Raw genomic sequence first — 24,684 nt, forward strand, 5'->3', positions numbered from 1 at the left:
CGATGCGCCATGCACCGGCAGCTCATCGGGAGAAGGCGGCCAGGGCGATGCGCAGCGTCCTGTCGTTCTGGCCCGATGCCTTGGCGTCGGTGGAGTTGACCGAGTAGACGAGAACCCGGCTCAGGTCACGGGTCGCGCCGACGCCGGCGGCGTAGCCGTACCGCGCGCCGGTCTTGCCGTAGGCGACGATCCCGCCCGGCAGCACGAGCCGCGTCATGCCCGAGGTGTAGACGGCCGGCTGGTTGCCGCATTCGTCGTACATCGTCACGTCCGGGACCGTGAACATCGGCTCCAGTTGCGCGGCCGGCACGACCTTCCCCGAGAACAGCGCCTTGACGAACTTCTCCAGGTCCGCGGCGGTGGAGATGAGATCGCCCGAGGCCCAGGTCGAGGTGACGCTGGTCTCGGTCATGTCGACCACGTGGCCCGGGCCGTAGGCGATGGCGCCGTCGAAGCCCGCGGGCACGGACTGGTAGCCCTTGTGGTGAGGGCCGCGGATGCGGGGCGAGGTGCCGGGCAGGTAGCTGTCCCGCATGCCGAGCGGGCGCAGGATCCTGGACGTGACCTCGTGCTCGTACGAGCGTCCGCTGATCTTCTCGATCAGCATGCCCGCCACGAACGTGTTGGTGTTGAGGTAGTGCTGCCTGGTGCCGGGCGCGAACTCGATCGGGTTACGCACGGCCAGCCCGACGTACTCCTCCGGCGTCCAGGTCTTGAACCGGGTCCGGTAGACCCAGTCGAACGTGCCGGGCAGCTCGGGCGCGGGCAGCCCGCTGGTGTGGTTGAGCAGCTGACCGACGCGGACCTCGGGATAGGAGTCGGGCAGCAGGCCGGGCAGGTAGTCCTGGACGGTTCCGTCGAGTGAGACCTTGCCCTCGGCCACGAGCTGCAGCACGACCGCGGTGGTGAACATCTTGGTCACGCTGCCCGCCCGGAAGCGTACGTGCGCGGAGGCCTTGCGCCGGGTGGTGATGTCGGCCACGCCGGTCACGCCCCGCCATGAGTCCTTCGTACCGCTCACCCGGACGATCGCGGCGGTGGCGTCGGCCGCGGGCAGGTCCTTGATGGACTGCTCCAGCGCGGTGGCGTTGACGGGAGGGACCGGCGCGGCCGGATCGGGCCGGACCACGGCCGGTGGCGGGCAGGCACTCGTCGAGGGGGCCGAGGTAGTGGGGGCCGGGGTGGTGGCGGCAGCTTGGGCGGGCGTCGCCACGAGGAGGGTGGCGAGGGCGAGACCGGCGGCTGACAGCTTCATCGGCGCATCTCCAAGTGAGAGGGGTGCAGGTGGAATGCGCCCATCCTGTCGATCAGCGCTGCCGCCGCGGATCGCCGGTGCGACCGATTTCTCACTCACTCTCACGAGGGAGCGCCGGGGTCGCCCGCGCAACACCCCCGCGCCGTCCTCCGCTCGGCGGACGCGGCGAGTGAGGGAGGGGTGATCGCCCGTAATCAGGCCCCTCAAGTCCTCCTCCCAGGGTTGTGGAAGGCGGCCGGAGTAGTGATCTCGGGCTGACAGACTTAGTGCCAGTTCGGCGGAGATGGAGGTGTCGGTGAGGCCCTACGCGTGGATGCCGCGGCCGTTGCGGTGGTTCGCCCGGGTGCTGTCCGTAGTGCTCGCGCTGGTCCTGGTGCTGGCAGGGGTCCTCGTCTACACGGTGCGGAAGTCGTTCCCGCAGGTGGACGGATCGCTGCGGCTGCCGGGCCTAAACGGGAATGTGGAGATTTATCGGGATAAATACGGAATCCCGCACATCTACGCCGACACCGCAGCGGACCTGTTCACGGCTCAGGGGTTCGTCCACGCCCAGGACCGCTTCTACGAGATGGACTTCCGCCGCCACCTGACCTCCGGCCGCCTCTCGGAGCTCTACGGCAAGGCCACCGTCGAGAACGACAAGGCCATCAGGACCATGGGCTGGCGCAAGGTCGCCGAGGAGGAGCTCCCCGACCTGGCCCAGGACACCCGGGACTACCTGGACGCGTACGCGAGAGGCGTGAACGCCTGGCTCAGCGCCAACCCGAACGCCTCCGACCGCAGCCTCGAATACTCCATCCTGAAGATCCAGAACGGCGCTTACCAGCCGGAGAAGTGGACCGCGGCCGACTCCGTGGCCTGGCTGAAGGCCATGGCCTGGGACCTGCGCTCCAACATGGAGGACGAGATCGACCGGGCGCTGGCGCTGACCAAGCTGCCCAAGGAGCGCGTCGAGCAGCTCTACCCCGGCTACCCGTACGACCGCCACAGCCCGATCGTCACCGAGGGCACCATCGACCAGGGGCGCTTCAACCAGCACGCCGAGCCCCAGCAGCGCGCCGACCGCGCGATCGCCCAGGCCGCCAAGACCCTGGACGCCGTACCGAGCACGATGGGCACGGAGGACCGCGAGGGCATCGGGTCCAACTCGTGGGTGGTCTCCGGCGAGTACACCAAGAGCGGCAAGCCGCTGCTGGCCAACGACCCGCACCTGTCGCCGCAGATGCCCTCCGTCTGGTACCAGGCGGGGCTGCACTGCAGGAAGATCACGGAGGCGTGCCCGTACGACGTGACCGGGTTCACGTTCTCGGGCGTGCCGGGTGTGGTCATCGGGCGCACCGACAAGATCGCGTGGGGCTTCACCAACCTGGGCCCCGACGTGGCCGACCTCTTCCTGGAGCAGGTGCAGGGCGACACGTACCTGTACAAGGGCCAGCAGGTGAAGCTGGAGACCAGGAAGGAACAGATCAAGGTCGCGGGCGGCGCCCCGGTCACGATCACGGTCAGGAGCACCCGGCACGGGCCGCTGATCAACGACGTCATCGGGAGCGCCAAACCCAGCGGCGAGGCCAACGCGGTGGCGCTGCAATGGACGGCGCTGACGCCGGGCCGGACGGCCGACGCCGTCTTCGCGCTGAACAAGGCGGGCGACTGGCAGGAGTTCAGGGCGGCGGCGGCGCTGTTCGACGTGCCGTCCCAGAACCTGATCTACGCCGACACCACGGGCAAGATCGGCTATCAGGCGCCCGGGCGCATCCCCGTGCGGGCCAAGGGCGACGGCACGTGGCCCGTCCCGGGATGGACGGGCGAGTACGACTGGATGACGGCCCCCATCCCGTACGACCAGTTACCTTCGGTGGAGAACCCGGCCGACGGGTTCATCGTCACGGCCAACAACGCCGTCATCGACCCCAAGCGGTACAAACCCCTGCTGACCAAGGACTGGGCGCACGGCTACCGCTCCGAACGCATCCGCGACCGCATCAAGGAAGCGCTCAAGAAGGGCCCGATCGACGCGGCGACCATGTCGGCGATCCAGCAGGACACGTACAACGGCTTCGCCGAGACGCTGATCCCGGCCCTGATGCGGGTGGACCTGGCGGGGCCCAGCGGCGAGGCCAGGCAGTTGCTGAAGACGTGGGACCGCATGCAGGGCCTCGACTCCACCGCCGCCGCCTACTTCAACGCGGTGTGGCGGCAGGTGCTCACGCTGACGTTCGACGACGACCTGCCGGAGGCGGCGCGGCCGGCCGGAGGGGACCGCTGGTACGAGGTCGTCAGACGCCTGCTCGACGCTCCTGACGACCCCTTCTGGGACGACGTGACCACCAAGAACGTCAAGGAGACCCGCGACGACATCCTCCGCCAGGCGCTCGCCTCGGCGTACCAGGAGCTGTCGGACCGGCTCGGGCCCGAGGTCAAGTCCTGGCGCTGGGGCGACCTGCACCAGTTGGAGCTGGTCAACGGCTCGCTGGGGACCTCGGGGATAGCTCCGGTGGAGGCCCTGTTCAACCGCGGGCCGCTGGCCGTGGCGGGGGGCAAGGACGCCGTGAACGCCACGGGGTGGAACGTCCAGAAGGGGTACGAGATCACCGCCGTTCCGTCGATGCGCATGATCGTCGACCTGTCGGACACCGACAAGTCCCGATGGATCAACCTGACGGGCGCCTCCGGACACGCCTTCCACGACAACTACTGGGATCAGGCGGAGGCCTGGGCCAAAGGCGACCTGCTGCCGATGTACGCGAAGCCCGAGTCGATCAAGAAGGCGGCCGTCCACACCCTCAAGCTCACCCCCTGACCGCCCGGGTCGTACGACCGGGGTTGTAGAGGCGATCCAAACCCTGGGCCGACGCGCCGGCCCCCGCCGCCTTGCCACCATGGCGGCATGAATCGCCTCTGGTACCTCATCGGAGTCCTGCTGGTGCTCGCGGGCCTCGTTCACCTGGGCGTGTTCGTCGTGGACGGCGGGCCGTGGGAGGGCGCGGTGTCGTGGCGCAAACCGTTCACGTTCGGCGTGTCGTTCGGGCTGAGCGTGCTGACCCTCACCTGGGTCTCCCAGTTCGTGCGGCTCCGCGCCCGCCCACTCGTGGTCGGCGCCTTCGCGGTGGCGTCCACGCTGGAGGTGGCCCTGATCACCCTCCAGGCGTGGCGAGGCGTCCCGTCCCACTTCAACATGGAGACCGCCTTCGACACGGCCGTTGCGAGGACCCTGGCGGCGGGCGGCGGCGTCCTCGTCGCCATCGGGATCGTCATGACGATCGCCGCGTTCCGTCCCGATCCGGACCTCGCCCCGAGCATGCGCCTGGCCGTACGCGCGGGCTTCGCCACGCTCCTCGCCGCCATGGCGTTCGGCGCCATCATGATCGCCCGTGGCGTCGTCGAGGTGGTGACGGGAAACCAGCAGCTCGCGTACACGGTGGCCACGACTCTGAAGCCCGCGCACGCGATCTTCATGCACGGCGTCCTCCTGCTGCCGGCCCTGTCCTGGCTGCTGTCCCGCACGCTGCCTTCCGAGGGCTCCCGCGTCCGCTGGATCCGCCTGGCCACCTGGCTCTACGTGGCCACCGCCACCGCCGTCTCGGCCCTCGCCCTGGCAGGCGTCGAGCCCGTGTCCCCCTCCACCGCCTCCGTCCTCTGCGCCGGCGCCATCTCCGGCCTGGCCATCGCCTCGCTCATGCTGGGCCGCCTGAAGGGCTCGCCAAGACGCGCTCCCGCACGGCAGGGATCGCCCCACTGAGACCCCTCGGCCTCACTCGCCGCCGCACCGCAGGGACCGCTCCCCTGACACCAGGGGCACGCGTCCCGGCCTCACTCGCCGCCGCTGCGCCGCCGCCACCACAGCCGGGCGCGGGGGTAGCCGCCGTCCTCCAGGTCGGCCAGGCGCTCGAAGAGGTTGTACGTGGCCTGGTTGCCACAGACCATCACCGACACGAGCATCGACAGCAGGTAGAGCGGCAGCATGGGGAGGCCGACGCACCAGGCCCACTGGGTGGCGTGCCGGCCCTCGTGGCGGACGAGTCGATCGGGGAGCGCGTCCCACCTGGTCAGGACGACGTTTCCCACGGTGAACGCCCCCGCGATGGGGAAGCGGTAGCGGTAGCCGAAGGCCAGGATGAGCCCGTCGGGGCCGGGGTTCCTGGTCGCGCCACCGATGATCGAGATCAGCAGACCGAGCGGTGTGGCGAGGTTCACATAGTTCGCCACCCGCCGGAACCGGAAGCGCCTGTCCATGCGTCTCAGTCTTGACCAATCTTGACAAGTCGGAATAATGATCCCCGTCCTGAAATCTCCCACAAGAGCAGGATTATGAGATTCTCCATCCTGGGCGCGCTGCTCGGCACCGTCGCACTGGCAGGAGCCGGCGGAGTGGCGATCACCCAGACGTCAGCAACCGATCCCCTACGATCCACTGACAACCGACCAGGCGCTCTCGGCGCAAACGTGGCGTTAACCACCGTCCCGACCTCGAGTCCGGCACCCACGGAGACTCCCACGATCGGGGAGTACACCGCCACGACGAAGGTAGTCAAGAGGCGAGGCATCTCCTACCTGAATGTATCGATCACAGACGCGCAAGCTGCTCTCTTCTCGATCAAGCAGCGGGTTTGCAAGGGCAGATCCTGCAAGACGACCAGCGTCGACTTCCCGGTGACCGAGGGCTCGGGAGAGTCCACGGAGCGGCTCGGCCGGGGCACGTACAAGAAAAAGGGCAAACCGGCAGTCACCATGACGCCCCTTCCGACGGTGACGGTGAAGGAGCAGATCACGGTCACCGAGCCGGGGCCGACGATCACGCAGACGGTGACGTTCACCTGTCAGCCGAGCGTCGAGCCGAGCATCGAGCCGACGGAGACCCTGCCACCGCCGACGACCGTCCCGACGGAGACCCCTCCGCCGACGACCGGCCCGACGGACACGGTGACGCCCACCGCCACGGGCACGGAGTCCCCGCCGGTCACCGACCCGCCGACGCCGACCCCGACCCTGACTGACAGCGCGACCGAAACTCCCACCGGAACTCCGACCGAAACCCCGACCACGACACCCACCACCGGCCCGACCGAGACATCCACCACGAGCCCGACCGACTCCGTGACACCGACGGAGAGCGCGCCGGGGATCCCCACCTGTCCGCCGCCGGCGGAGGAGACACCGACAGAGCTCCCCTCCGAGACCCCGCCGGACACGCTGACGCCGACCGGCACCAGCGTCCCGACGGCGACTGCGACCACCACGCCGTCGGAATCGACCAGCGCTACCACTCAGTAGCCAGCCGGGAAGCGAGCAAGTGAGCGGGCCAGGCCACGTGCCTGGCCCGACTCATGCCCGCCAGAGGGTCTTGTACTGCCCTTCGTGGTACAGAAGCGGCGCCCCGTCCGAAGGCGTGTCCAGGGCCGTCACCTCGCCCACCACGATCGAGTGGTCCCCGCCGTCGTGCACCGCCGTCGTCACGCACTCCACCGTCGCGATGGCCCCGTCGAACAACGCCACCCCCGACTCCCCCAGGTGATGCGGCCACCGCGCGAGCTGCCCGTTCAACGGCCGGCCCCGGTGGGCGAAGAAGCGCGAGGCGTCCTCCATCGAGGCGGGCAGCACGGAGACCCCCCACACCCCCGCCTCCAGCACCGCGTCGTGGAACCGGGCCACCTTCTCCGCGCAGAACAGCACGAGGAGCGGATCAAGGGAGACAGAAGTGAACGAATTCACCGTCATCGCATGATCGACATCGTCCAGCCTGGTGGTGACGATCGCGACTCCAGTGGCGAAGCGACCGACGACCTTGCGGTAAGTCTCAGGGTCCACTGGCCGCTCGATGGAATGCACGAACGCTACTTTATGCCGCTACATAGAGTTCTTCTGAGGGTACCCATGCAAGAGCCACGATCCCCCCTCTGACGAGGGCGAAAGCAGATAGGCCGCCACAATGGCCGTCAACCCTCCGTACAGGTACACGTACCCGGGCGGACCGTCCGCGATCACCAGATCGCCGGCGCTCAGCTTCAGCGTGAACGGCATCGTGACCAGCAGCCATCCGACCGCCGCCATGAAAGCCCCGAGCTTGCCCCGCATCAGCTTGCCCGCCCCCAGGCACACCGCGAACAACGCCAGCACCCACACGACCGCCGCGATCGGCACGGGCCCCATCTGCCGCACCGCATGCGTGAAGCCGCCCACGACGCCCATGACGACGCCGAGCACGAACAGCATGCCGTACGCCGCTCCGCCCAGCGCCGACTCGACCTGGCTGCGATGTTCCATGTCGCACGAGGTTAGTGGATGCCTGCGAAGAGATCGTTCTCGCGGGTGTACGGTTCGCCGAGACCGCCCGCCTCGATGGGCGGGCCGGGCACGGCGGGTCCGGGCACGCCGATGGCCAGCCGGTAGTGCTCCACGCCCAGGACCTCCTGGCCGATGTTGTTGGACAGCGCGAACCACGGTCCGTCCACGACGATCTGCGTGGCGTGCGCCCGCATGGCCTCCATCTTGGCGCCGATCCACGGGCGGGCGTCGATCTCGGTGGTGACGTCCTCGTCCGCGTTGCCGAACGGCATGTCCTCCACGTCCTCCACCAGGAAGCCGACGTCCGACCCGCGCAGCGCCTCGGTCGTGCGCCGCATGACGGATCGGGCGAGGGCCGTGTGGTAGAACTTCGCGATCTGCCACGGTTCGCCCTCGCCGAAGTCCGGTTTCGCGGCCAGCTCGAACGCTCTGCGCGAAACCCGGTGCGCCTGGATGTGGTCGGGGTGCCCGTAGAAGCCGTTGTCGTCGTACGTGACGAGGACCTGCGGGCGTACCTCCCGGATGACCTTGACGAGCTCCCCCGCCGCCTCGTCGAGGTCGGCGCGCCAGAACGCCTTCGGGTGGTCGTTGGACGCCACCCCCATCATCCCCGAGTCCCGCCAGCGGCCCGGCGCGCCCAGGAAGCGGTGGTCCTCGACGCCGAGCGCCCGGCAGGCGGCGGCGAGCTCGTCGATCCGGTACGGCCCGAGCGCGTCGTCCTGGTCGGCGGCCAGGTGGGCGAGATCGGCGGGAATGACCTCGCCTTCCTCGCCGAGAGTGCAGGTCACGAGCGTGACGTGGGCTCCCTCGGCGGCGTACTTGGCCATCGTCGCCCCGGTGCCGATCGACTCGTCGTCCGGATGGGCGTGTACGAGGAGGAGCCGTCGATCAGTCATAGGGATGAGCGTACCGACGGGCCCCGGACGCCATTGCGCAGGTTCCTCATCGGCGGTGGCAGGATTGGGCGCATGAGCGAGAGCTTCCCGCGACTGTCTGCCAGGACCCGCCGGTTCACCCTCGGAGTGCCCAGGGGCTTCACGATCACTCCGGACGGCGGCCGGGTGGTCTTCCTCCGCACGAAATCGGGCACCGATCCGGTGACGTGCCTGTGGGAGCTCGACACCGACACCCACGTCGAGCGCCTGGTCGTCGACCCCCGTGCGCTCGACGCCGACGAGGAGAACCTGCCGCCGGAGGAGCGGGCCAGGCGCGAGCGCAGCCGGGAGGCGGCCGGCGGCGTGGTCGCGTACGCCACCGACACGGACGTCACGCGGGCCTCCTTCGCCCTGTCCGGCGCTCTCTACGTCGTGGACCTCGCGACCGGTCAGGCGCGCCGGCTGGACACGCCGGGCGCGGTCATCGATCCGCGTCTGTCCCCGGACGGGGGACATGTCGCGTACGTCACCGGCGGCGCGCTGCGCGTCCAGGACCTCGCGTCCGGCGAGGACCGCGCGCTGGCCACGCCGGAGTCGGAGACCGTGACGTACGGGCTGGCCGAGTTCATCGCCGCCGAGGAGATGAGCCGGATGCGCGGCTACTGGTGGGCGCCGTCGGGCGACGCGCTGCTGGTCGAACGCTCCGACGAGGCCCCGGTCCACGTCTGGCACATCGCCGACCCGGCCAACCCCGACCGTCCCGCGTCGGCCCAGCGCTATCCGGCCGCCGGCACGCCCAACGCGGTCACCGAGCTGTTCGTGCTGGGGCTCGACGGGTCGCGGGTCGCGGTGCCGTACGAGGAGGAATACCTCACGACGGCGGCCTGGGACTCCCACGCGCTGTCGATCGTGACCCTGACGCGCGACCAGCGCACGATGCGGCTGTTCACGGTCGACCCGGCGACGGGCGCGGCCACGCTGGTGCGCGAGGACGCCGATCCGGCCTGGGTCGACATCGTGTCCGGCGTGCCCGCGCACCTCGACGACGGGTCGCTGGTGTGGGTGGCCACTTCGGAGGGCGGCAACCGGCTGTTCGTGGGCGACCGCGCGGTCACCCCGCCCACACTGCAGGTGCGGGCGGTGCTCGACGTCGATCACGACAGCGTGCTGTTCAGCGCGAGCGGCGATCCGACCGAGGTTCACCTGTGGACGTGGGACGGTCATTCGCTGCTGCCCGTCTCGACCCGTTCCGGGGTGTTCTCGGGGCGGATGTCCGGCGGCGTGGGCGTCCTGACCGAGCAGAGCCTCGACGCCGAGGGCGTCTCGACCACGGTCGTACGGCGCGACGGCATGGCGGTGCCGATCCCGTCGTTCGCCGAGCGGCCCGGGCTCGACCTGCGCGTCTCGCTCGGCCGTTCCGGCCGTCGCGAGCTGGCCACCGCCGTGGTGCTGCCCTCGTGGCACGAGCAGGGCTCCGGGAAGCTGCCGGTCCTCATGGACCCGTACGGCGGGCCGCACGCGCAGCGCGTGCTCAACCGGCGCGGCGCGTTCCTGGAGAGCCAGTGGTTCGCCGAGCAGGGCTTCGCGGTCATCGTCGCGGACGGGCGCGGCACCCCTGGCCGGGGCCCCGAGTTCGAGCGGTCCGTGCTGAACGACCTGGCGACCCCCGCGCTCGACGACCAGATCGACGCCCTGCAGGGGGTGGCCGAGCAGTATCCCGACGATCTCGACCTGACGAGGGTGGCCATTCGCGGCTGGTCGTTCGGCGGCTTCCTGGCCGCGCTGGCGGTGCTGCGGCGACCGGACGTGTTCCACGCGGCGGTGGCGGGGGCGCCGGTGACCGACTGGCGGCTGTACGACACGTGCTACACCGAGCGATACCTGGGCCATCCGGACGAGCAGCCCGAGGTGTACGAGAACTCTTCGCTGTTCGCGGACGCGCCCAAGCTCGAACGCCCGCTGCTGCTGATCCACGGCCTGGCCGACGACAACGTGGTGGCCGCTCACACGCTGCGCCTGTCATCCGCCCTGCTCGCGGCGGGCCGGCAGCACAGCGTGCTCCCGCTCTCCGGGGTGACGCACATGACGCCCCAGGAGGTCGTGGCAGAGAACCTGCTGCTGCTCCAGGTCGACTTCCTGAAGAAGTCGCTGGGCTGACCCACTGACGCGGGAGCTTCACTGGCTCGGGACTTCACTGGCTCGGGGCTACCGACACCGTGCTCTACCGGCGCGGGCTCTACCGGCGCGGGCTCTACCGGCGCGGGCTCTACCGGCGCGGGCTCTCCAGCACAGGGCTTCACCGACGTAAGGCTTCACCAGCACGAGGCGTTGCCGGGACGGCGCGTTGCCGAGACGGCGCCTTACCGGCACGGGGCTTCACTGACGTAAGGCGTCGAGCGCTCGGGACACGGCCAGGCCGGCGATCACGACGCCACCCAGGACGATCATGATGACGTACGTGGGGACCGCCAGCAGGGTGAGCTCACCCTGCACGATCGCCAGGATGAGCACGGCGAGCAGGGTGCCGGCGACGCCCCCACGTCCCCCGTCGGCCACCGTGCTCACCGCGCCGGTGCCGTTCAAAGGGCTCGAAAGGCTCGGAAGGCCCGTGCCTCCCAGGAGAACGGCCGCCAGCGCGAACACCATGGTGAACAGTCCCTGAGAGCCCGGCTGCGCCGCTCCCAGCCGCAGCAGCAGCACGAACCCACCCAAAGCAGCGAGCACGCAGGATCCGGCCAACCCGACGAGAGGGCCGGCCCACCCCTTGGTCAGCCACTGCCGGAACTCCCGCCGGGCCCACAACAGCCCGCCCGCCACCGAGACGACGGCGAACACCGCGAACCCCACCACGGGCGAGAGCGACGGCGCCACTGGCAGGAGGATCGTCCTGGCCTGGGTGAACGCGAGCGACAACGCGTCGCAGACCACGGCGGCGGCGAGCGTGACCGCCCAGGCCGGCGCCTCCAGCAGCACCGTGAACGCCCCCATGACCAGCCCCGAGAGCGCGGCGAGCAGGATGACGAGGAGCACCCCGACGACCAGCGGCATGCCGAGGACGACCACGACGGAGGCGATGAGCACTCCGGACAGCGCGGCGACCGAGCCCACGGCCAGGTTGGGCGTGCCGACGCGCATCGACAAGGAGAGCGCCACGGCGACCAGGCCGAGCGGCGCGGAGGACGCGAGGATGTTCAGCAGGTGCCCGCCGGGAGCGGTGAACAGGACCATCCCCAGCCCCAGCACCGTGACGACCCCGAGCGCGCCTTCCCAGACCCACTGCCATCTGCCCACGCCGTCGATCGTGACAACGCCACCCCACCACCGCAAGACCCACCCCACCACCGCAAGGGCCCGTCTTGGCCGCCTTCGACTCCAGGCCGAGCCCGGCGGGCGCTGGGTCGAGCGTCCCCACAGACCCTCTCCAACCGGTCGGGGCGTGCAGCAGTCTGACAACCCCTGGTAGGACCCGCACCCCCAAAAGACCAAACCCTGGTCCGACGCGCTTCCACCTCCCCCTCCGGCATCGTGAACGCCATGCTCAAGCCCCTCACCATCACCCTGGCCTTGCTGGGCATGGGGACCTTGCCGACCACCTCGGCGTCCGCGGCGGCCATCGCCGGCGGGCCGCAGCAGTGGCAGACCTGCCCCAATGACAAGATCGGCATGGAGTGCAGCGACCTCCAGGTCCCGGCCGACTGGCAGAAGCCGGACGGCCGCAAGATCACCCTCAAGCTGGGCCGGCTGAAGGCCACCGGCAAGTCCGAAGGCTCGGTCCTGATCGCCTACGGCGGCCCCGGCGGCCCCGGCATCGGCATCACGCAGTCCGCCTCCGACTGGTGGACCAAGCTCCGCGAACGCATGGACATCGTCACGTGGGACACCCGCGGCTACGGCGAGCAGTTCGTGGGCCTCAGCACGGGCCTGCAGTGCGCCTGGACCCGCGTCCCCATCCCCGACTCACCCCGCGACGACGCCGACTTCGGCCGCCTGTCCGACACCAACCGCGGCTACGCCGAGGCCTGCCGGCTCAAGGACCCCGAGCTGTTCGCCAACATGAGCTCGGCAGACCAGGCCAGAGACATGGAGGCCATCAGAAAGGCCCTCGGCGACGACAAGCTCAACTACTACGGCGCCTCCTATGCGGGCTTCTACGGCCAGGACTACGCCCGCCTCTTCCCGGACCGGATCCGCACGATGGTCCTCGACGGCACGTGGAGCCACAGCGCCGCCGACTGGGAGCGTGAGCTGGAGGAGATGGCCAAGTCCAACGAGCAGTTCCTGCGACGCTTCTTCACCTGGTGCGCCTCCAACGACTGCGCGGACGTCCCCGCCCTCTGGCGCACACTGATCGCCCGAGCCGACCGCACCCCCATCCCCACGAAGACCGCCAACGTCGCCTACAAGACACGCGACCTCCAGAGCTTCGCCCTGGGCCTGGCCCGCCAGGGCACCGCCGCCTGGCCCAAGCTGGCCCAGGCGATCCGCAAGGCCGCCGACGGCGACGCCTCCGACTTCGTCCCGCAACGCGGCGCCCGCTACCCCGACCAGGCCACCGGCGTCACCGAATGCGCCGACTGGCCCCGCTTCGCCAACCGCAAGGAGATGACCGCCGCCATCAAGCGCCTGCAACGCGTGGCCCCCAACACCGGCACGGCCAACACCCTCGCCTCAGCGACCCTGGGCTGCATCGGCTGGCCCCAGCCGGTCACCAACCCGCCCACCCCTCTCCCCAAGGGCCTCCCACCCATGCTGGGAGCAGGAGCCTGGGGCGAGTCCGACGCGGTGACCCGCGTCCTCTCCCAGGTGCCCGGCAGCGCCACCATCCGCCACAACGGCCCCGGCCACACGCTCTACGGCGCCAACCCCTGCGCCCGCGACCACATCAACCGCTACTTCACCGACCGCACCATGCCCCCCACCAAAACAGAATGCTGACCACATAACCCTGACCCCACAACCGGACGCCCTCGTGGCGGTTGGGATAACTCGAGCAGGCAGCACGCCAGCTGGGCCGCACGCTCAGCGGTTAGGACAACTCGGACAGGCGACCTGCCAGCTGGGCCGCCTGCGCGGTGGTTGGGACGACGCGGGTGCGTAACGCGTCGAGGCGGACGTCAACCGGAGGGGGAGTTGCTCCGGCTATCGCGCCACCCGCTTATCGCACCACCCGCGTGAGGAGGTCGTTGAGGGCGGCCTGCTCTTCCGAAGTGAGCCGGGCCAAGGGTGAGGCCTCGGTGAGCAGGTCGATCAGTCGCTCGCGGAGTGCGACGCCTTCGGAGGTCAGGACGAGTTGCTTGGCCCGGCGGTCACCGGGATGAGGGCGCCGTTCGACGATGCCCTGCTCCTCCAGCCGATCGACGACGAAGGTGGCGTTCGACGGCTCGCAACTCATCCGATCGGCCAGGTCGCGCATGGTCATCGGGCCGGTGAGTTCGCGCAGCGCCACCGCCTGGGCCGCCGTCAGGTCCAGCGCGGCCGCCCGCTCCCTGATATGGCCCTCGATCTGCTTGGCCAACGCACCGACGAGGCCACACAGGTTCCGCTCGGCAAGGGCACGCTCCGCGCTGCCGGCAGCGCCACCACTGGTGGCATCCACACGCGTGACACCCGCACCGGTAGCGCCACCGCTGGCGGTGGCAAGCCCGGTGGCGCCACCGCTCGTAGCGTCACCGCCGGCGGTGGCAAGCCTGGTGGCGCCACCGCTGGCGGAGTCACTGCTCGTGGTGGCAGGGCTGGCGGCGTCACCGCTCGTGGCGGCAGGGCTGGCAGTCGTGGCGGACTCGGGCGACTTCACAGGGACAGAATAGCTCAAGCATGCATATTTGCAGCTTTAATAGTTCTAGTTGTAAGTTTCTCTGCCATGAACAGCTACGAAGAGCGTCTGCGTCGGCCGTCCTCTGTCCGTTCACTGCAGCTCGGCGAACTCAAGATCAGCTATGTGCCTGACGGCGCGGTGCAGCTCAAGCCGTACGGGTGGCTGCTTGAGACGACAGAGCAGGATTGGAAGGACAACGCCGCCTTCCTCGACCACACGGGGAACCTCGTGGGCAGCATCGGTGCGCTGTTGGTGGAGTACGGCGAGAGGGCCTTGTTGATCGACGCCGGAGTGGGGCCGGTGTCCGTACCCGACGATCCGGAGAACCCGAAGATCGGCTCCATCCGTGGTGGCGAGTTGCTCGACAACCTCGCCAAGCTGGGTCGGCGGCCCAACGAGATCGAGGCGGTGGCCTTCACTCACCTGCACCTCGACCACCTCGGCTGGGCCTGGCACCCCGCACCCGGCAGCCACCGTCCAGCGTTCACCGAGGCCGACTACCTGATCTCCGAGCCCGAATGGGAGCAGCGGCAGCTGAGCCTCGAGCAGGGGACGACCGACGAGATGCTCGCCGCGCTGGCGCCCCGGGTCCGTACCGTCCGGGACGACGAGGAGATCTTCCCGGGGGTGCGGGTGGCGCTGGCTCCCGGGCATACGTTCGGGCACGCCACGTACACGATCACGTCCGGCGGCCAGCGGTTGATCGCGTTCGGCGATGCTCTGCACTCCTCAGCCCAGATCCGGCATCCCGACTGGTTCGCCGGTTCGGACCTGGACTCCGTGGAGTCGACGGTGCACCGGCACCGGCTGGTCAACGAGCTGCAACGTCCGGACACGATCGGCTTCGGCGTGCACTTCGCCGACGTGGTGTTCGGCCGCGTCGACCACACCGCCGACGACGACGGCCCGACCTGGGTGCCCGTAGCATGACCCCCCATTTGCCCAACACCCGCGCGTCGCCATCTGACGCCGCCGGTGCAGCGCCTGGACCACCTCACCGCCCGATGTCCCGGCGCGGCGCGTAGCCCCCACCACCCGACACCCGAGTGCAACGCGAACACCGCCACACCACCCGACATCCAACGCAGCACCACCCAACGTCCCGGCACGGCGCATAGGCCTAACCACTAAAGTCCCGGCGTCGCGCTCAGACCCCCGCCACACGTGTACGTCGCCGGGAGGGTTATGGCTTCACGAGATGCTCCAGGCTGAGGGCCGGTGGGGGCGCAGCAACCGTGCTCTCTGCTCCGTTGGTGTGGCGCGATGGCCCATGTACGCCCGCGTCCTTGAGGGGGCCATACGTGCGCCAAGCGAGGTCGTCGCCTTCGTTGGCCGAATACAGCAGCAGCGTCGGGCCGCCAGGGGTGAGTTTGTCGGCTACCGGGAAACCCACGGACGCTTGGCTCTGCGGTCATCGCGCCTTGAGGGCTTGAGGGGTGGCGCACACCGTCCGGCTCTCGGTGCGTTCGCTGAGCACCTCCACCGACACACCTTGCCGGCGGGCGACCAGCACCGTTGTCGCGGCGTCCGACGTCTCCCGAACCAGCGGCCCCCACCCGATCAGCCGTCGACGATGAGACAACCGGCGCCGACGCCAGCAGGAACGGAGCCACCAAAGAAGAAATGACCGCTGGGATGCCACGCCGGCGTACGGCATCCGGCAAGGACGCATAACGGCGGCGATGAGATCAGACGAATCCGTCATCCCTGATGACCGGCGCCCGCCCCGAACCCGAGGATCTGGGCGAGTACGCCGTCCCCGCACGTCGCGTCGTTCCCTTTGTCACGAAGTAGCCCGCGCCACCACGCCCCGTTCGATCTCACGTCACCGGCATTGACCGGGGAGAACGAGCGCGCGGTCCTCGAAGGAGTCACTGCGGGCTTTGCGCGGGCTTTCACCGCTGGACGTGGCGCTATCAACAGAAAGATCCACATCTTGCGGCATTCGCGTTGACAACGGCTTTGTTTCGACCGATGCTTTCTTCGCTGCACGCCCACTTTTTGACCATCACGCCCAATATTTGGGCATCCGGAGAAGCCGACGCCGTGTTCGCGATGCATCGCTTGAAACCCGAGTTCGGACGCGCCGCAGCCGCCGCAAGGCGGCCCATGCAGGGCGGCGTGGGATCGGAAGCGTCCGACGACAGGAACGTCACGCAATGCCCTGGTGGCGTATTGACCTGTCATTTACCGCCAATCACAGCGGGGGCGCCGTGAATGTCGCCACCGAACTTCAGAGCCGGCTGCTCTCCCGCTGGTGCGATCTGCCGCGCTCGCCGATCGCGTCATCCATCGCCCGCCGCTGGGTGTCGACGATGCTCGCCTCCTGGGATCTGCCTCTCTCTCCCGCGCATGAGGCGACGATCGCCGAACTGACCAGCGAGCTGGTCACAAATGCAGTCCAACACGCGGTCCCGCCCGCTTGCGGATCTCCCGACATAAGGATCAACGTTCGAGTGGGGGGCGCCACGATCTGGCTGGCGGTATGCGACCACGATCCGACCCTCCCGACGCGGCGTGCCCCTGACTTCCTCGCCGAAAGCGGGCGTGGGCTGTTCCTGGTTGAGGCGCAGGCCGACCAGTGGGGCACCGTCCAGCATGCAAGCGGCAAGTACGTCTGGTTCAGCCTGGACTGCGTCGGCGGCACCGGACGTGCGGGTGAGATGCCGCCCGCCACGGCATCCGGCGACTGCTCCGCATCCGACGCCACGAACGCTAAGGAGAATCCGTCATGTCCCCCGTCGTCCTTCCCCATGACGTCCTCGGTTCCGGGCCCCACCGCGTGATCGCGTTGCATGGCTGGTTCGGAGATCGCGGCTCCTTCGGGAAGATTCAGCCCTACCTGAACGGCGAGGCCTTCACCTACGCCTTCCCCGACTACCGGGGGTACGGCGAGGCTCGCGATCTCACTGGTGAATACACTCTCGCTGAGATCGCCGCCGATGTGACGGCGCTCGCCGACAAGCTGGAGTGGGAGACCTTCTCCTTGATCGGTCACTCGATGGGCGGGACGGCGATGCAGCGGGTGATGCTGGACGCGCCCGGCCGGGTCCGCAAGCTCGTGGGCATCTCTCCGGTGCCGGCCTCGGGCGTGCCGTTCGACAACGAGGGGTGGGCGCTGTTCTCCGGCTCCGCCGAGGAGCCCGCCAACCGTCGCGCGATCATCGATCTGACCACCGGCAACCGGCTTCCGGATGCCTGGCTCGACGAGATGGTCGACAACTCGCTGCGGACGTCCACGGTGACCGCTTACCGGGCCTACCTGGACGCCTGGGCCCGCACCGACTTCCACTCCGAGGTGGTCGGAGCCACCACGCCAGTGTTCGTCGTCGCCGGCGAACACGACCCCGCGCTGTCCGCCGATGTCATGCGGGGCACATGGCTGCAGTGGTACCCGAACGCCGAACTGCTGACATTCGCGGACGCCGGCCACTACGCGATGGACGAGACGCCGTTGGCTCTGGTTTCCGCCATCGAACGCTTCCTGGCCGCCTGACGATCTCTTGGAGGGGCTGCCCGTGACCGGCATGAGTACGACGGCCAACGTGTTCGACCCGCGTATCTACGCACAGGGCATCCCGCACGAGACGTATCGCCGGCTGCGTGACCACGACCCCGTGCGCTGGCAGGAGGAGCACCAGGTTGGGAACTGGCCGGCGGGGCCCGGTTTCTGGGCGGTGACCCGTCACGCGGATGTCGTGCGCGTACTTCGCACGCCGACCGAGTTCAGCTCCTGGCTCGGCGCCACCCAGATCCGCGACCCGGACCCCGCCGACCTGTCGTTCATCCGGCAGATGATGCTCAACCTTGATCCGCCGGACCACGGCTGGCTCCGGCGGATCGTCTCCGGCGTGTTCACCGCCAGGCGCATCGAACGCTTCACCACCGGTATCGCGGCACGAGCACGGCTGCTCATCGACGAGATCGCCGAGCGAGGCGAGTGCGACCTGCCGGCGGACGTGACCGATGACTACCCGATCCACAACCTCGCGGATCTCCTCGGCATCCCGTCCGAGGATCGCGGCCGGATCCTGGAGTGGACGAACCGCGTGATCGGCTACCAGGATCCCGATCACGCAAGCGCCGTCCACGGCCCGGATGGCAAACCGGTCAATCCACGATCCCCCGCCATGCTCACCGACATGTTCGAGTACGCTCACTCACTCGCCGCCTACAAACGCCGGAATCCGGCAAGCGACGTCATGACCGCGCTCGCCACGGCCGAGGTGGACGGGCGGCGTCTCACCGATCCCGAATTGTCGATGTTCTTCTTTCTCCTGGTGATCGCGGGCAACGACACCGTACGTTCGGCTCTGCCAGGCGGGATACTCGCCCTGCTCGACCACCCTGACCAGCATCGTCGCCTGCTGGACCACCCCGATCTCCTCGACTCGGCCATCGAGGAGATGCTGCGCTGGCATCCCCCCGTCCTCAGCTTCCGCCGCACCGCCGTACACGACACCGTCCTGGCCGAACGGCGCATCGCCGCAGGCGACAAGGTCGTCGTCTTCCATGCTGCCGCCAACTTCGACGAGCGCCGCTTCCCCGACCCGACGCGTTTCGACATCGCGCGCTCGCCCAATGACCACGTGTCGTTCGGCGACGGACCGCACGTGTGCCTCGGCTCCCGTTTCGCCCGGCTGCAACTCCGCGTGTTCTACCGGGAGCTGCTCTGGCGGCTGCCGGACGTGCAACTCGCCGGGCCGCCCGTCCGGCTGGTGTCGAACTTCATCGGCGGCATCAAGCACCTGCCCCTGCGCTACACCCCCGCACCTTCCCTAGGCATCGAATGACCCCTGACCAGCAAGACCCGGCCCCTGACCAGCAAGGCCCGGCTGCCTCCACGACCGGCTCGAAAACGATCGACACCGGCCTGCGACTCCTGGAGATTCTCAAGGACCATCCGGACGGGTTGACGATCACCGAACTCGCCCAGCTCGCCCGGATCCATCGCAACGCCGTCTCCCGTCACTTGACAGCGCTCGGCAACCACAGGCTGACCGCCCGGGTCGGCACCCGCTTCACCCTCGGCCTCGGCATCGTCGAACTCAACGCCGCCGTCCAGCACAGGCTCCGCAGCGCGGCCTCCGCAGCACTCCAGGTGCTCGCCGACGCCTGCAACGCCACCGCTTTCATCACGGTGCTCGACATCGACGAGAGCCAGGCGGTCGTTCTGACCGTGACCGAGCCGCGCGTCTCGCAGATCCACGTCAGCTATCGCGCCGGCACTCGGCATCCGGCGAACCGCGGCGCCTCAGGGATCGCCATCCTGGCCGGCCGCCCGCCCCTCCCCGGGGAGCGCTCGGAGATAACGCAGGCCCGCGCCACCGGCTACTCGGTCACGGCAGGGGAGCTACAGCCAGGGGCATGGGGCATCGCTGCCCCGATCGTCGCAGCAGGGCGCCCGGCCGACGCAAGCGTGGGCGTGGTGACCATCGGGACGCGGGACGAGAACGAGATCGCCCCACGCGTACGGCTCGCCGCAACCGAGATCGCGCGGCTCCTCTGACTTCCTCGCCTGCGGACGCCAAGCCGGGGAGCCGACGTGACGATCCTCGTTCAGGAGCGGGTGGTGGTCGGAGTGCCGTGCCAGCTGGTCCAGAGGGCGGCATAGGAGCCGCCCTCCGCCACCAGGTCATCGTGGGAGCCCAGCTCGCTGATCCGGCCGTCCTCCACGACCGCCACCCGGTCGGCGTCGTGGGCCGTGTAGAGGCGGTGGGCGATCGCGATCACGGTGCGGCCGTCGAGGACGGCGGCCAGCGAGCGTTCGAGGTGGCGGGCAGCGCGGGGGTCGATGAGGGAGGTGGCCTCGTCCAGGACCAGGGTGTGCGGGTCGGCGAGCACCAGGCGGGCCAGGGCGAGTTGCTGCGCCTGGGCGGGTGACACCGCCAGGCCGCCGGAGCCCACCTCCGTCTCCAGGCCCTCAGGCAGGGCGAGGACCCAGCCCAGGGCGTCCACTGCTTCGAGCGCCTGGCGTACGGCCGCGTCGGAGGCGTCCGGGCGGGCGATCAGCAGGTTGTCGCGCAGCGAGCCCTTGAACACGTGGTGCTCCTGCGTCACCAGCGCCACGTGCCCCCGCAGTTCGTCCAGCGGCAGGTCCACGAGCGGGACCCGGCCCACGGACACCGAGCCGGTACGCGGCCCGTGGATGCCCGCCAGCAGCCGGCCCAGCGTGGACTTTCCGGCCCCCGAAGGGCCCACCATGGCGAGTCGTTCGCCGGGCCGGACAGTCAGGGACACGCCGTGCAGCACGTCCCGGCCCTCCCGGTACGCGTACCGGACGTCGGACGCCTCCAGCAGTTCGCCCGAGGGACGCGTGGAGCCGGCCGCACGGTCGTCGGGGACGTTGGCCACGCCCAGGAGCCGGGCCATGGACGCCCCGCCCACCTGCAGCTCATCGATCCACATCAGGAACCTGTCCAGCGGGTCGATCAGCTGCTGCGCGTAGAGCGTGGCGGTGGCCACCTGGGAGAGCGCCACCCAGCCGTTGGTGTAGAACAGGCCCCCGACCAGCAGCGTGGCCACGACGGGGATCACGTAGCCGAGCTCGACGGCGGGGAACCACACCGTGCGGAGCCCGAGCGTGTAGCGCTCGGCGGCGAAGGAGCGGCTGATGTCGTCGTCGGTACGCGATCGGCGGCGCGCCTGCAGGCCGAGCGCCTCCACGGCACGGGCGCCCTCGACGGTTTCGGCCAGCCCTTCCGTCATGTCGGCATAGGCGGCGTTCTCGCGGAGATAGCCGTCTCGTGCCCGCTTCAGGTACCAGCGCGTGGAGACCCAGATCACCGGCCCGGCGATCAGCATCGGCAGCATCAGCAGGGGGCTGACCAGCAGCAGCGCGCCGATCGTGATCAGGAAGGTGACCAGGGCGATCAGCGTCTCCGGGACGGCGTTCCGTACGGTGCGGGACAGTGAGTCCACGTCGCGGGAGGTACGGGTGATCAGATCGCCGGACCCGGCCCGCTCGACGGTGGACAGCGGCAGCCCGAGCACCCGGTCCACGAACTCCTCGCGCAGCTCCGCCAGCACCTTCTCGCCGAGCTTGGCGGAGGCCAGCACCGCGAACCGCATGAGCGCACCCTGCAGCAGCAGGAAGCCTCCGATGGCGGCGGCCACCACGGCGACGTTGACCTCGACGCCGTACTGGACGTCCTCCACCAGCCCGCCGAGCTGCCACGGCACCGCCAGCCCCGCGACGGCCGCCAGACCGTGCAGGGTCAGCGCGATCGTGAGCTGTCGCGGGTAGCGGAGGGTGAGCCGCCTGGCGTAGGCACGCACCTGTTTTCGATCGGCGACCGGCAAGATCTCGCGGGCCATCCTGCTTCACCCCTTCCGAACGAACGAGCGAGCGAGCATTCCGAATGTGCACCGTGCCCGTCGGTGGTCCCATCCGTCCCGGAGTCGAGAGCCGAGGGTGGGCAGGGGGCAGCGCTTCGCGTGGGTCCGGGGCATGAGGTCAGTCCTCTCCGCGGGTCACGGTGGCGGCGTAATGTGGCGAGCTGTCCAGCAGCTGCCGGTGCGTGCCCTCGGCGAGCACCCGCCCGTCCTGCACATAGACGACGTGGTCGGTACGGTCGAGCACCAGCGGGCTGGTCGTGCAGATCAGTGTGGTCTTGCCGACCCGGGCCTTGGCGAGGCGTTCGGCGATGCGGGCCTCGCTGTGGGCGTCGACGGCGCTGGTGGGTTCGACCAGGATGAGCACCTCCGGGTCGGCCAGCAGCGCCCGGGCCAGGCGCAGCCGCTGCTGCTGCCCGCCCGAGAACTCCCGCCCCGCCTCGGCCACCGTGGCGGACAGCCCGTCGGGCAGCGCCTCCACGATGTCCTCGGCGCAGGCCGCGTGCAGGGCCTCGCGCAGTTGCGCGTCGGAGGCCTCGCCGCGCACGTCGAGCTCGTCGCGCAGGCGGCCGGTGAACAGCCGGGCGCCGTTGTCGGCGACCAGGATGCGGGCGCGGACCTCGTCGATGGGCAGCGTGGACAGGTCGACCGGGCCGAACGTGACGTCGCCGTCGGCGTAGCGGCCGAGCCGGTCGGCGATGGCGATGGCGTCATCGGGGGTGTCCGCCGCGACCGCCGTGAGGCAGCCGGGCTGGAGGGTCACGCCACTGTACGAGTCGCGCAGGACGCCGCCCGCGCTGGTGCCGGTGCCGCCGGTGACCTCGGGCTGGATGGCCAGGATCCGGATCACGCGTCCGGCTGCCACGTGGCCCTTGGTGAGCTTGTCGGCGGCCTCGGTGAGCGTCCGCATGGGGCCGATCAGGAAGACCGCGTAGAGGTAGAACGCGACGAGCTGCCCGGTGGGAATCTCCCCGGCGACGGCGAACGAGGCGCCGACGCCGGTGACGGCCGCGATGAGCAGGCCGGGCAGCACGATCTGGGCGCCTTCGAGCACGGACTCGACCCCGGCCACGCTCACCCCGGCCCGCCGGACCCGCTGCGACTCGGCCCGGTAGCGGTCGGCGAAGACCTGCTCCCCGCCGATCCCGCGCAGCACCCGCAGGCCCGCCACGATGTCGGCGGCCCTGGTGGACAGGTCGCCGGACAGCTCGCGCTGCCTGGCCTGGCGCCTGTGCAGAGGCCTGAGCAGCGGCCCGACGGCCGCGGTCATGAGCGGCACGCCGAACAGGACCAGCAGCCCGAGCGGCAGCGAGGTCGAGATGAGGATCACCGTGACGGTGACGATGGCCACGATGGAGCCGGTGCCGCGCAGCAGGATGTCGATGGAGTTGCCGATGTGGGCGATGTCGGAGTTGCCGACGCTGACGATCTCACCGGTCGAGAGCCGCTTCGGCAGCGTGGCGCCCAGCCTGGCGGACTGCCTGGCGGTCAGCTGCACGGTGCGGTACGCGGCGGCCAGCCAGTTGTAGACGGCCATCCGGTGCCGCATGATCCCGGTGAACGCCTGCATCAGCCCCAGGCCGAACAGGACCGAAGCCCAGAGCAGCAGCCCCCCGGTGTCCTTGGCGGTGACGGCGTCGATGCCCTTCCCGAGCGCCGCCGGCATCAGCGCCTGCACCAGCCACCACAGGGTGGCGAAGCCGATGCCCACGAGAAGGTGTGCCGACTGCCGCCGCGCGTTCCACCACAGGTAGCGGAACGGGCTGCGAATGTCGGGCACGCCGGGATCGGCTTCAGGAAGGGATCGCATGGCCTGACAAGGTTGACAAGGCGCACCCCGGCTCGGCAAACGGTTTTCGAGCAGCTGGAACGTACGAAAACCCGCCACTAGAGCGTCCGGAATGCCCGGTATGTGTACGTGAGCGCCGCCAGCGCAGTCACCGCCAGCAGCAAATACCCCACCGTGTACGCCCCCGTAGCGGTGAAGACGACCCCCATCACCAGGGGCGGGAAGTACCCGCCCAGCCCTCCGGCGGCCCCGACGAGCCCGGTCACCGTCCCCACCCTGGACGCCTCGACCAGCCTGGCCACCAGCGCGAACACGCCGCCGGTCCCGAGGCCCAGGAAGGACGCCATGAGCACGAAGCTCACCCCGGCGGGCACCTCCGGGGGCGGCCTCAGGGCCAGCACCAGCGCCATCACCACGGTCCCGCCGAGCGCGACGAACAGCACCCTGACCGGCCCGATCCGGTCGGAGAGCGCCCCGCCCAGCGGTCTCGACAGCACGGCCGCGATCGAGAACCCGGCCGTACGCAGCCCGGCGTCGGTCTGAGCGAAGCGGTACACGTTCTGCAGCAATGTCGGGAGATAGGTGGAAAAGGCTACGAAGCCGCCAAAAGTCACCGCATAAAGGAATGCGCACTGCCAGGTCGCCTTGATCCGCACCGCCTCCCGCATCCCACGCACCGCGGCCGCCCCCGCGACCGATCCGGCCGGCGCCCCCGCGACCGACCCCGCTGACACCCCTGCGGAGGACCCCGCAGGCGACCACGCGGGCGAGTCCCGGCTGCCGCCCAGCATGATCACCCCCATCAGCGCCAGCACCGCCGCCATCAGCACATGAGCCCCCGCCCGCCCGACCTCCTCCACCAGCCGCGGCGTGCAGAACGAGGACAGCGCCGTGCCACCCATGCCCGCCCCGAAGACCCCGGTCGCGAACCCCCGGCGCGCGGGCTCGTACCAGGCGTTCACGAACGGGATGCCGACCGCGAACGACGTCCCCGGAATCCCCAGCAGGAACCCCCAGAACAGCAGCCACGCGTACGAACCGGACCACCCGACGAACAGCACCGGCACGATCGACACGAAGCAGACGGCCGCGAACATCCGCCGCCCGCCGAGCCGGTCGGTGAGCACCCCCACCGGGATCCGCCCCAGCGCCCCCACCACCACCGGGATCGCCACCAACAGCGAGGTCTGGGTCGGCGACAGCCCCAACTGCCTGCTGTAGCTCCCGGACAGGGGCCCGATGAGGTTCCACGCCCAGAACGTCACCGCGAACGCCGCAGTGGCCAGGGCCAGGTTCGACACCTGACCTTTACGAAGCTCACCCATACACCCTG

At 69.8% G+C, this 24,684-nt stretch carries 21 protein-coding genes; 9 read left to right on the forward strand and 12 right to left on the reverse strand.

Features of this window, described 5'->3' with window-relative positions; genetic code table 11:
• Nucleotides 1-22: 22 nt before the first annotated feature.
• Complete coding sequence (locus ACIHFD_RS51860; protein ID WP_397373202.1) at nt 23-1,255, reverse strand: serine hydrolase domain-containing protein; 1,233 nt, start codon at nt 1,253-1,255, stop codon at nt 23-25.
• 313 nt (nt 1,256-1,568) lie between these two features.
• Between ACIHFD_RS51860 and ACIHFD_RS51865 the strand changes: the two genes are divergently transcribed.
• Nucleotides 1,569-4,055 (forward strand): penicillin acylase family protein, encoded by a 2,487-nt coding sequence (locus ACIHFD_RS51865; RefSeq protein ID WP_397373246.1) that lies wholly within the window; start codon nt 1,569-1,571, stop codon nt 4,053-4,055.
• A gap of 87 nt (nt 4,056-4,142) precedes the next feature.
• Nucleotides 4,143-4,994: a hypothetical protein gene (locus tag ACIHFD_RS51870; protein ID WP_397373203.1), complete on the forward strand. Its 852-nt coding sequence runs from the start codon at nt 4,143-4,145 to the stop codon at nt 4,992-4,994.
• A gap of 71 nt (nt 4,995-5,065) precedes the next feature.
• On the opposite strand, the gene ACIHFD_RS51875 is transcribed toward ACIHFD_RS51870, so the two are convergent.
• The 6 genes from ACIHFD_RS51875 to mshB all read right to left on the reverse strand — a co-directional run bounded on the left by ACIHFD_RS51875 (nt 5,066) and on the right by mshB (nt 8,433).
• Nucleotides 5,066-5,488, reverse strand: a complete 423-nt coding sequence (locus ACIHFD_RS51875) for a hypothetical protein (RefSeq protein WP_364242060.1) — start codon at nt 5,486-5,488, stop codon at nt 5,066-5,068.
• Between the two features lie 314 nt (nt 5,489-5,802).
• Nucleotides 5,803-6,069, reverse strand: a complete 267-nt coding sequence (locus tag ACIHFD_RS51880; protein ID WP_397373204.1) for a hypothetical protein — start codon at nt 6,067-6,069, stop codon at nt 5,803-5,805.
• A 3-nt stretch (nt 6,070-6,072) separates the two neighbouring features.
• A complete protein-coding gene (locus ACIHFD_RS51885; protein WP_397373205.1) occupies nt 6,073-6,492 on the reverse strand; it encodes a hypothetical protein in 420 nt (139 codons plus the stop codon).
• 85 nt (nt 6,493-6,577) lie between these two features.
• Nucleotides 6,578-7,060 carry a flavin reductase family protein gene (locus ACIHFD_RS51890; protein ID WP_397373206.1) on the reverse strand — a complete coding sequence of 161 codons (483 nt, stop codon included), beginning with the start codon at nt 7,058-7,060 and terminating at the stop codon, nt 6,578-6,580.
• A gap of 39 nt (nt 7,061-7,099) precedes the next feature.
• Nucleotides 7,100-7,516 (reverse strand): DUF6113 family protein, encoded by a 417-nt coding sequence (locus ACIHFD_RS51895; RefSeq protein WP_397373207.1) that lies wholly within the window; start codon nt 7,514-7,516, stop codon nt 7,100-7,102.
• Nucleotides 7,517-7,527: 11 nt separating this feature from the next.
• A complete protein-coding gene (mshB, locus tag ACIHFD_RS51900) occupies nt 7,528-8,433 on the reverse strand; it encodes an N-acetyl-1-D-myo-inositol-2-amino-2-deoxy-alpha-D-glucopyranoside deacetylase (RefSeq protein ID WP_397373208.1) in 906 nt (301 codons plus the stop codon).
• A 72-nt stretch (nt 8,434-8,505) separates the two neighbouring features.
• Here mshB and ACIHFD_RS51905 point away from each other — a divergent pair, with 72 nt between their 5' ends.
• Complete coding sequence (locus tag ACIHFD_RS51905) at nt 8,506-10,569, forward strand: prolyl oligopeptidase family serine peptidase (protein WP_397373209.1); 2,064 nt, start codon at nt 8,506-8,508, stop codon at nt 10,567-10,569.
• A 219-nt stretch (nt 10,570-10,788) separates the two neighbouring features.
• Here ACIHFD_RS51905 and ACIHFD_RS51910 read toward each other — a convergent pair whose 3' ends face one another.
• Nucleotides 10,789-11,703, reverse strand: a complete 915-nt coding sequence (locus ACIHFD_RS51910) for a hypothetical protein (RefSeq protein ID WP_397373210.1) — start codon at nt 11,701-11,703, stop codon at nt 10,789-10,791.
• Nucleotides 11,704-11,946: 243 nt separating this feature from the next.
• Between ACIHFD_RS51910 and ACIHFD_RS51915 the strand changes: the two genes are divergently transcribed.
• Complete coding sequence (locus ACIHFD_RS51915) at nt 11,947-13,347, forward strand: alpha/beta fold hydrolase (protein WP_397373211.1); 1,401 nt, start codon at nt 11,947-11,949, stop codon at nt 13,345-13,347.
• A 220-nt stretch (nt 13,348-13,567) separates the two neighbouring features.
• Here the strand turns inward: ACIHFD_RS51915 and ACIHFD_RS51920 are convergent, their stop codons facing one another.
• Entirely contained in the window at nt 13,568-14,206 is a 639-nt protein-coding gene (locus tag ACIHFD_RS51920; RefSeq protein WP_397373212.1) for a MarR family transcriptional regulator, read from the reverse strand.
• Between the two features lie 66 nt (nt 14,207-14,272).
• Between ACIHFD_RS51920 and ACIHFD_RS51925 the strand changes: the two genes are divergently transcribed.
• From ACIHFD_RS51925 to ACIHFD_RS51945, 5 genes are all read left to right on the forward strand, one after another.
• Nucleotides 14,273-15,157, forward strand: coding sequence for an MBL fold metallo-hydrolase (locus tag ACIHFD_RS51925; protein WP_397373213.1), 885 nt, complete (start codon nt 14,273-14,275; stop codon nt 15,155-15,157).
• Between the two features lie 1,229 nt (nt 15,158-16,386).
• The gene (locus ACIHFD_RS51930) at nt 16,387-17,013 is read left to right on the forward strand and encodes an ATP-binding protein (protein ID WP_397373214.1); all 627 of its coding nucleotides are present in this window, start codon (nt 16,387-16,389) and stop codon (nt 17,011-17,013) included.
• Nucleotides 16,959-17,723: an alpha/beta fold hydrolase gene (locus tag ACIHFD_RS51935; protein ID WP_397373215.1), complete on the forward strand. Its 765-nt coding sequence runs from the start codon at nt 16,959-16,961 to the stop codon at nt 17,721-17,723. Before ACIHFD_RS51930 ends, ACIHFD_RS51935 begins: the two co-directional genes overlap by 55 nt.
• A gap of 31 nt (nt 17,724-17,754) precedes the next feature.
• Entirely contained in the window at nt 17,755-19,020 is a 1,266-nt protein-coding gene (locus tag ACIHFD_RS51940; protein WP_397373247.1) for a cytochrome P450, read from the forward strand.
• Complete coding sequence (locus tag ACIHFD_RS51945; RefSeq protein WP_397373216.1) at nt 19,017-19,736, forward strand: IclR family transcriptional regulator; 720 nt, start codon at nt 19,017-19,019, stop codon at nt 19,734-19,736. Before ACIHFD_RS51940 ends, ACIHFD_RS51945 begins: the two co-directional genes overlap by 4 nt.
• 50 nt (nt 19,737-19,786) lie before the next feature.
• Here ACIHFD_RS51945 and ACIHFD_RS51950 read toward each other — a convergent pair whose 3' ends face one another.
• The 3 genes from ACIHFD_RS51950 to ACIHFD_RS51960 all read right to left on the reverse strand — a co-directional run bounded on the left by ACIHFD_RS51950 (nt 19,787) and on the right by ACIHFD_RS51960 (nt 24,676).
• A complete protein-coding gene (locus ACIHFD_RS51950; protein WP_397373217.1) occupies nt 19,787-21,544 on the reverse strand; it encodes an ABC transporter ATP-binding protein in 1,758 nt (585 codons plus the stop codon).
• Between the two features lie 139 nt (nt 21,545-21,683).
• Nucleotides 21,684-23,372 carry an ABC transporter transmembrane domain-containing protein gene (locus tag ACIHFD_RS51955; RefSeq protein WP_397373218.1) on the reverse strand — a complete coding sequence of 563 codons (1,689 nt, stop codon included), beginning with the start codon at nt 23,370-23,372 and terminating at the stop codon, nt 21,684-21,686.
• Between the two features lie 77 nt (nt 23,373-23,449).
• A complete protein-coding gene (locus ACIHFD_RS51960; protein ID WP_397373219.1) occupies nt 23,450-24,676 on the reverse strand; it encodes a nitrate/nitrite transporter in 1,227 nt (408 codons plus the stop codon).
• Between the last annotated feature and the right edge of the window lie 8 nt (nt 24,677-24,684).

The organism is Nonomuraea sp. NPDC051941, from assembly GCF_044593615.1.

Excerpts from the sequence above, each read along its gene's own strand:
- ACIHFD_RS51860 (WP_397373202.1), bottom strand. The coding sequence starts at position 1,255 with ATGAAGCTGTCAGCCGCCGGTCTCGCCCTCGCCACCCTCCTCGTGGCG.
- ACIHFD_RS51865 (WP_397373246.1), top strand. The coding sequence starts at position 1,569 with ATGCCGCGGCCGTTGCGGTGGTTCGCCCGGGTGCTGTCCGTAGTGCTC.
- ACIHFD_RS51870 (WP_397373203.1), top strand. The coding sequence starts at position 4,143 with ATGAATCGCCTCTGGTACCTCATCGGAGTCCTGCTGGTGCTCGCGGGC.
- ACIHFD_RS51875 (WP_364242060.1), bottom strand. The coding sequence starts at position 5,488 with ATGGACAGGCGCTTCCGGTTCCGGCGGGTGGCGAACTATGTGAACCTC.
- ACIHFD_RS51895 (WP_397373207.1), bottom strand. The coding sequence starts at position 7,516 with ATGGAACATCGCAGCCAGGTCGAGTCGGCGCTGGGCGGAGCGGCGTAC.
- mshB (WP_397373208.1), bottom strand. The coding sequence starts at position 8,433 with ATGACTGATCGACGGCTCCTCCTCGTACACGCCCATCCGGACGACGAG.
- ACIHFD_RS51905 (WP_397373209.1), top strand. The coding sequence starts at position 8,506 with ATGAGCGAGAGCTTCCCGCGACTGTCTGCCAGGACCCGCCGGTTCACC.
- ACIHFD_RS51915 (WP_397373211.1), top strand. The coding sequence starts at position 11,947 with ATGCTCAAGCCCCTCACCATCACCCTGGCCTTGCTGGGCATGGGGACC.
- ACIHFD_RS51925 (WP_397373213.1), top strand. The coding sequence starts at position 14,273 with ATGAACAGCTACGAAGAGCGTCTGCGTCGGCCGTCCTCTGTCCGTTCA.
- ACIHFD_RS51930 (WP_397373214.1), top strand. The coding sequence starts at position 16,387 with ATGCCCTGGTGGCGTATTGACCTGTCATTTACCGCCAATCACAGCGGG.
- ACIHFD_RS51935 (WP_397373215.1), top strand. The coding sequence starts at position 16,959 with ATGTCCCCCGTCGTCCTTCCCCATGACGTCCTCGGTTCCGGGCCCCAC.
- ACIHFD_RS51940 (WP_397373247.1), top strand. The coding sequence starts at position 17,755 with ATGAGTACGACGGCCAACGTGTTCGACCCGCGTATCTACGCACAGGGC.
- ACIHFD_RS51945 (WP_397373216.1), top strand. The coding sequence starts at position 19,017 with ATGACCCCTGACCAGCAAGACCCGGCCCCTGACCAGCAAGGCCCGGCT.
- ACIHFD_RS51950 (WP_397373217.1), bottom strand. The coding sequence starts at position 21,544 with ATGGCCCGCGAGATCTTGCCGGTCGCCGATCGAAAACAGGTGCGTGCC.
- ACIHFD_RS51955 (WP_397373218.1), bottom strand. The coding sequence starts at position 23,372 with ATGCGATCCCTTCCTGAAGCCGATCCCGGCGTGCCCGACATTCGCAGC.
- ACIHFD_RS51960 (WP_397373219.1), bottom strand. The coding sequence starts at position 24,676 with ATGGGTGAGCTTCGTAAAGGTCAGGTGTCGAACCTGGCCCTGGCCACT.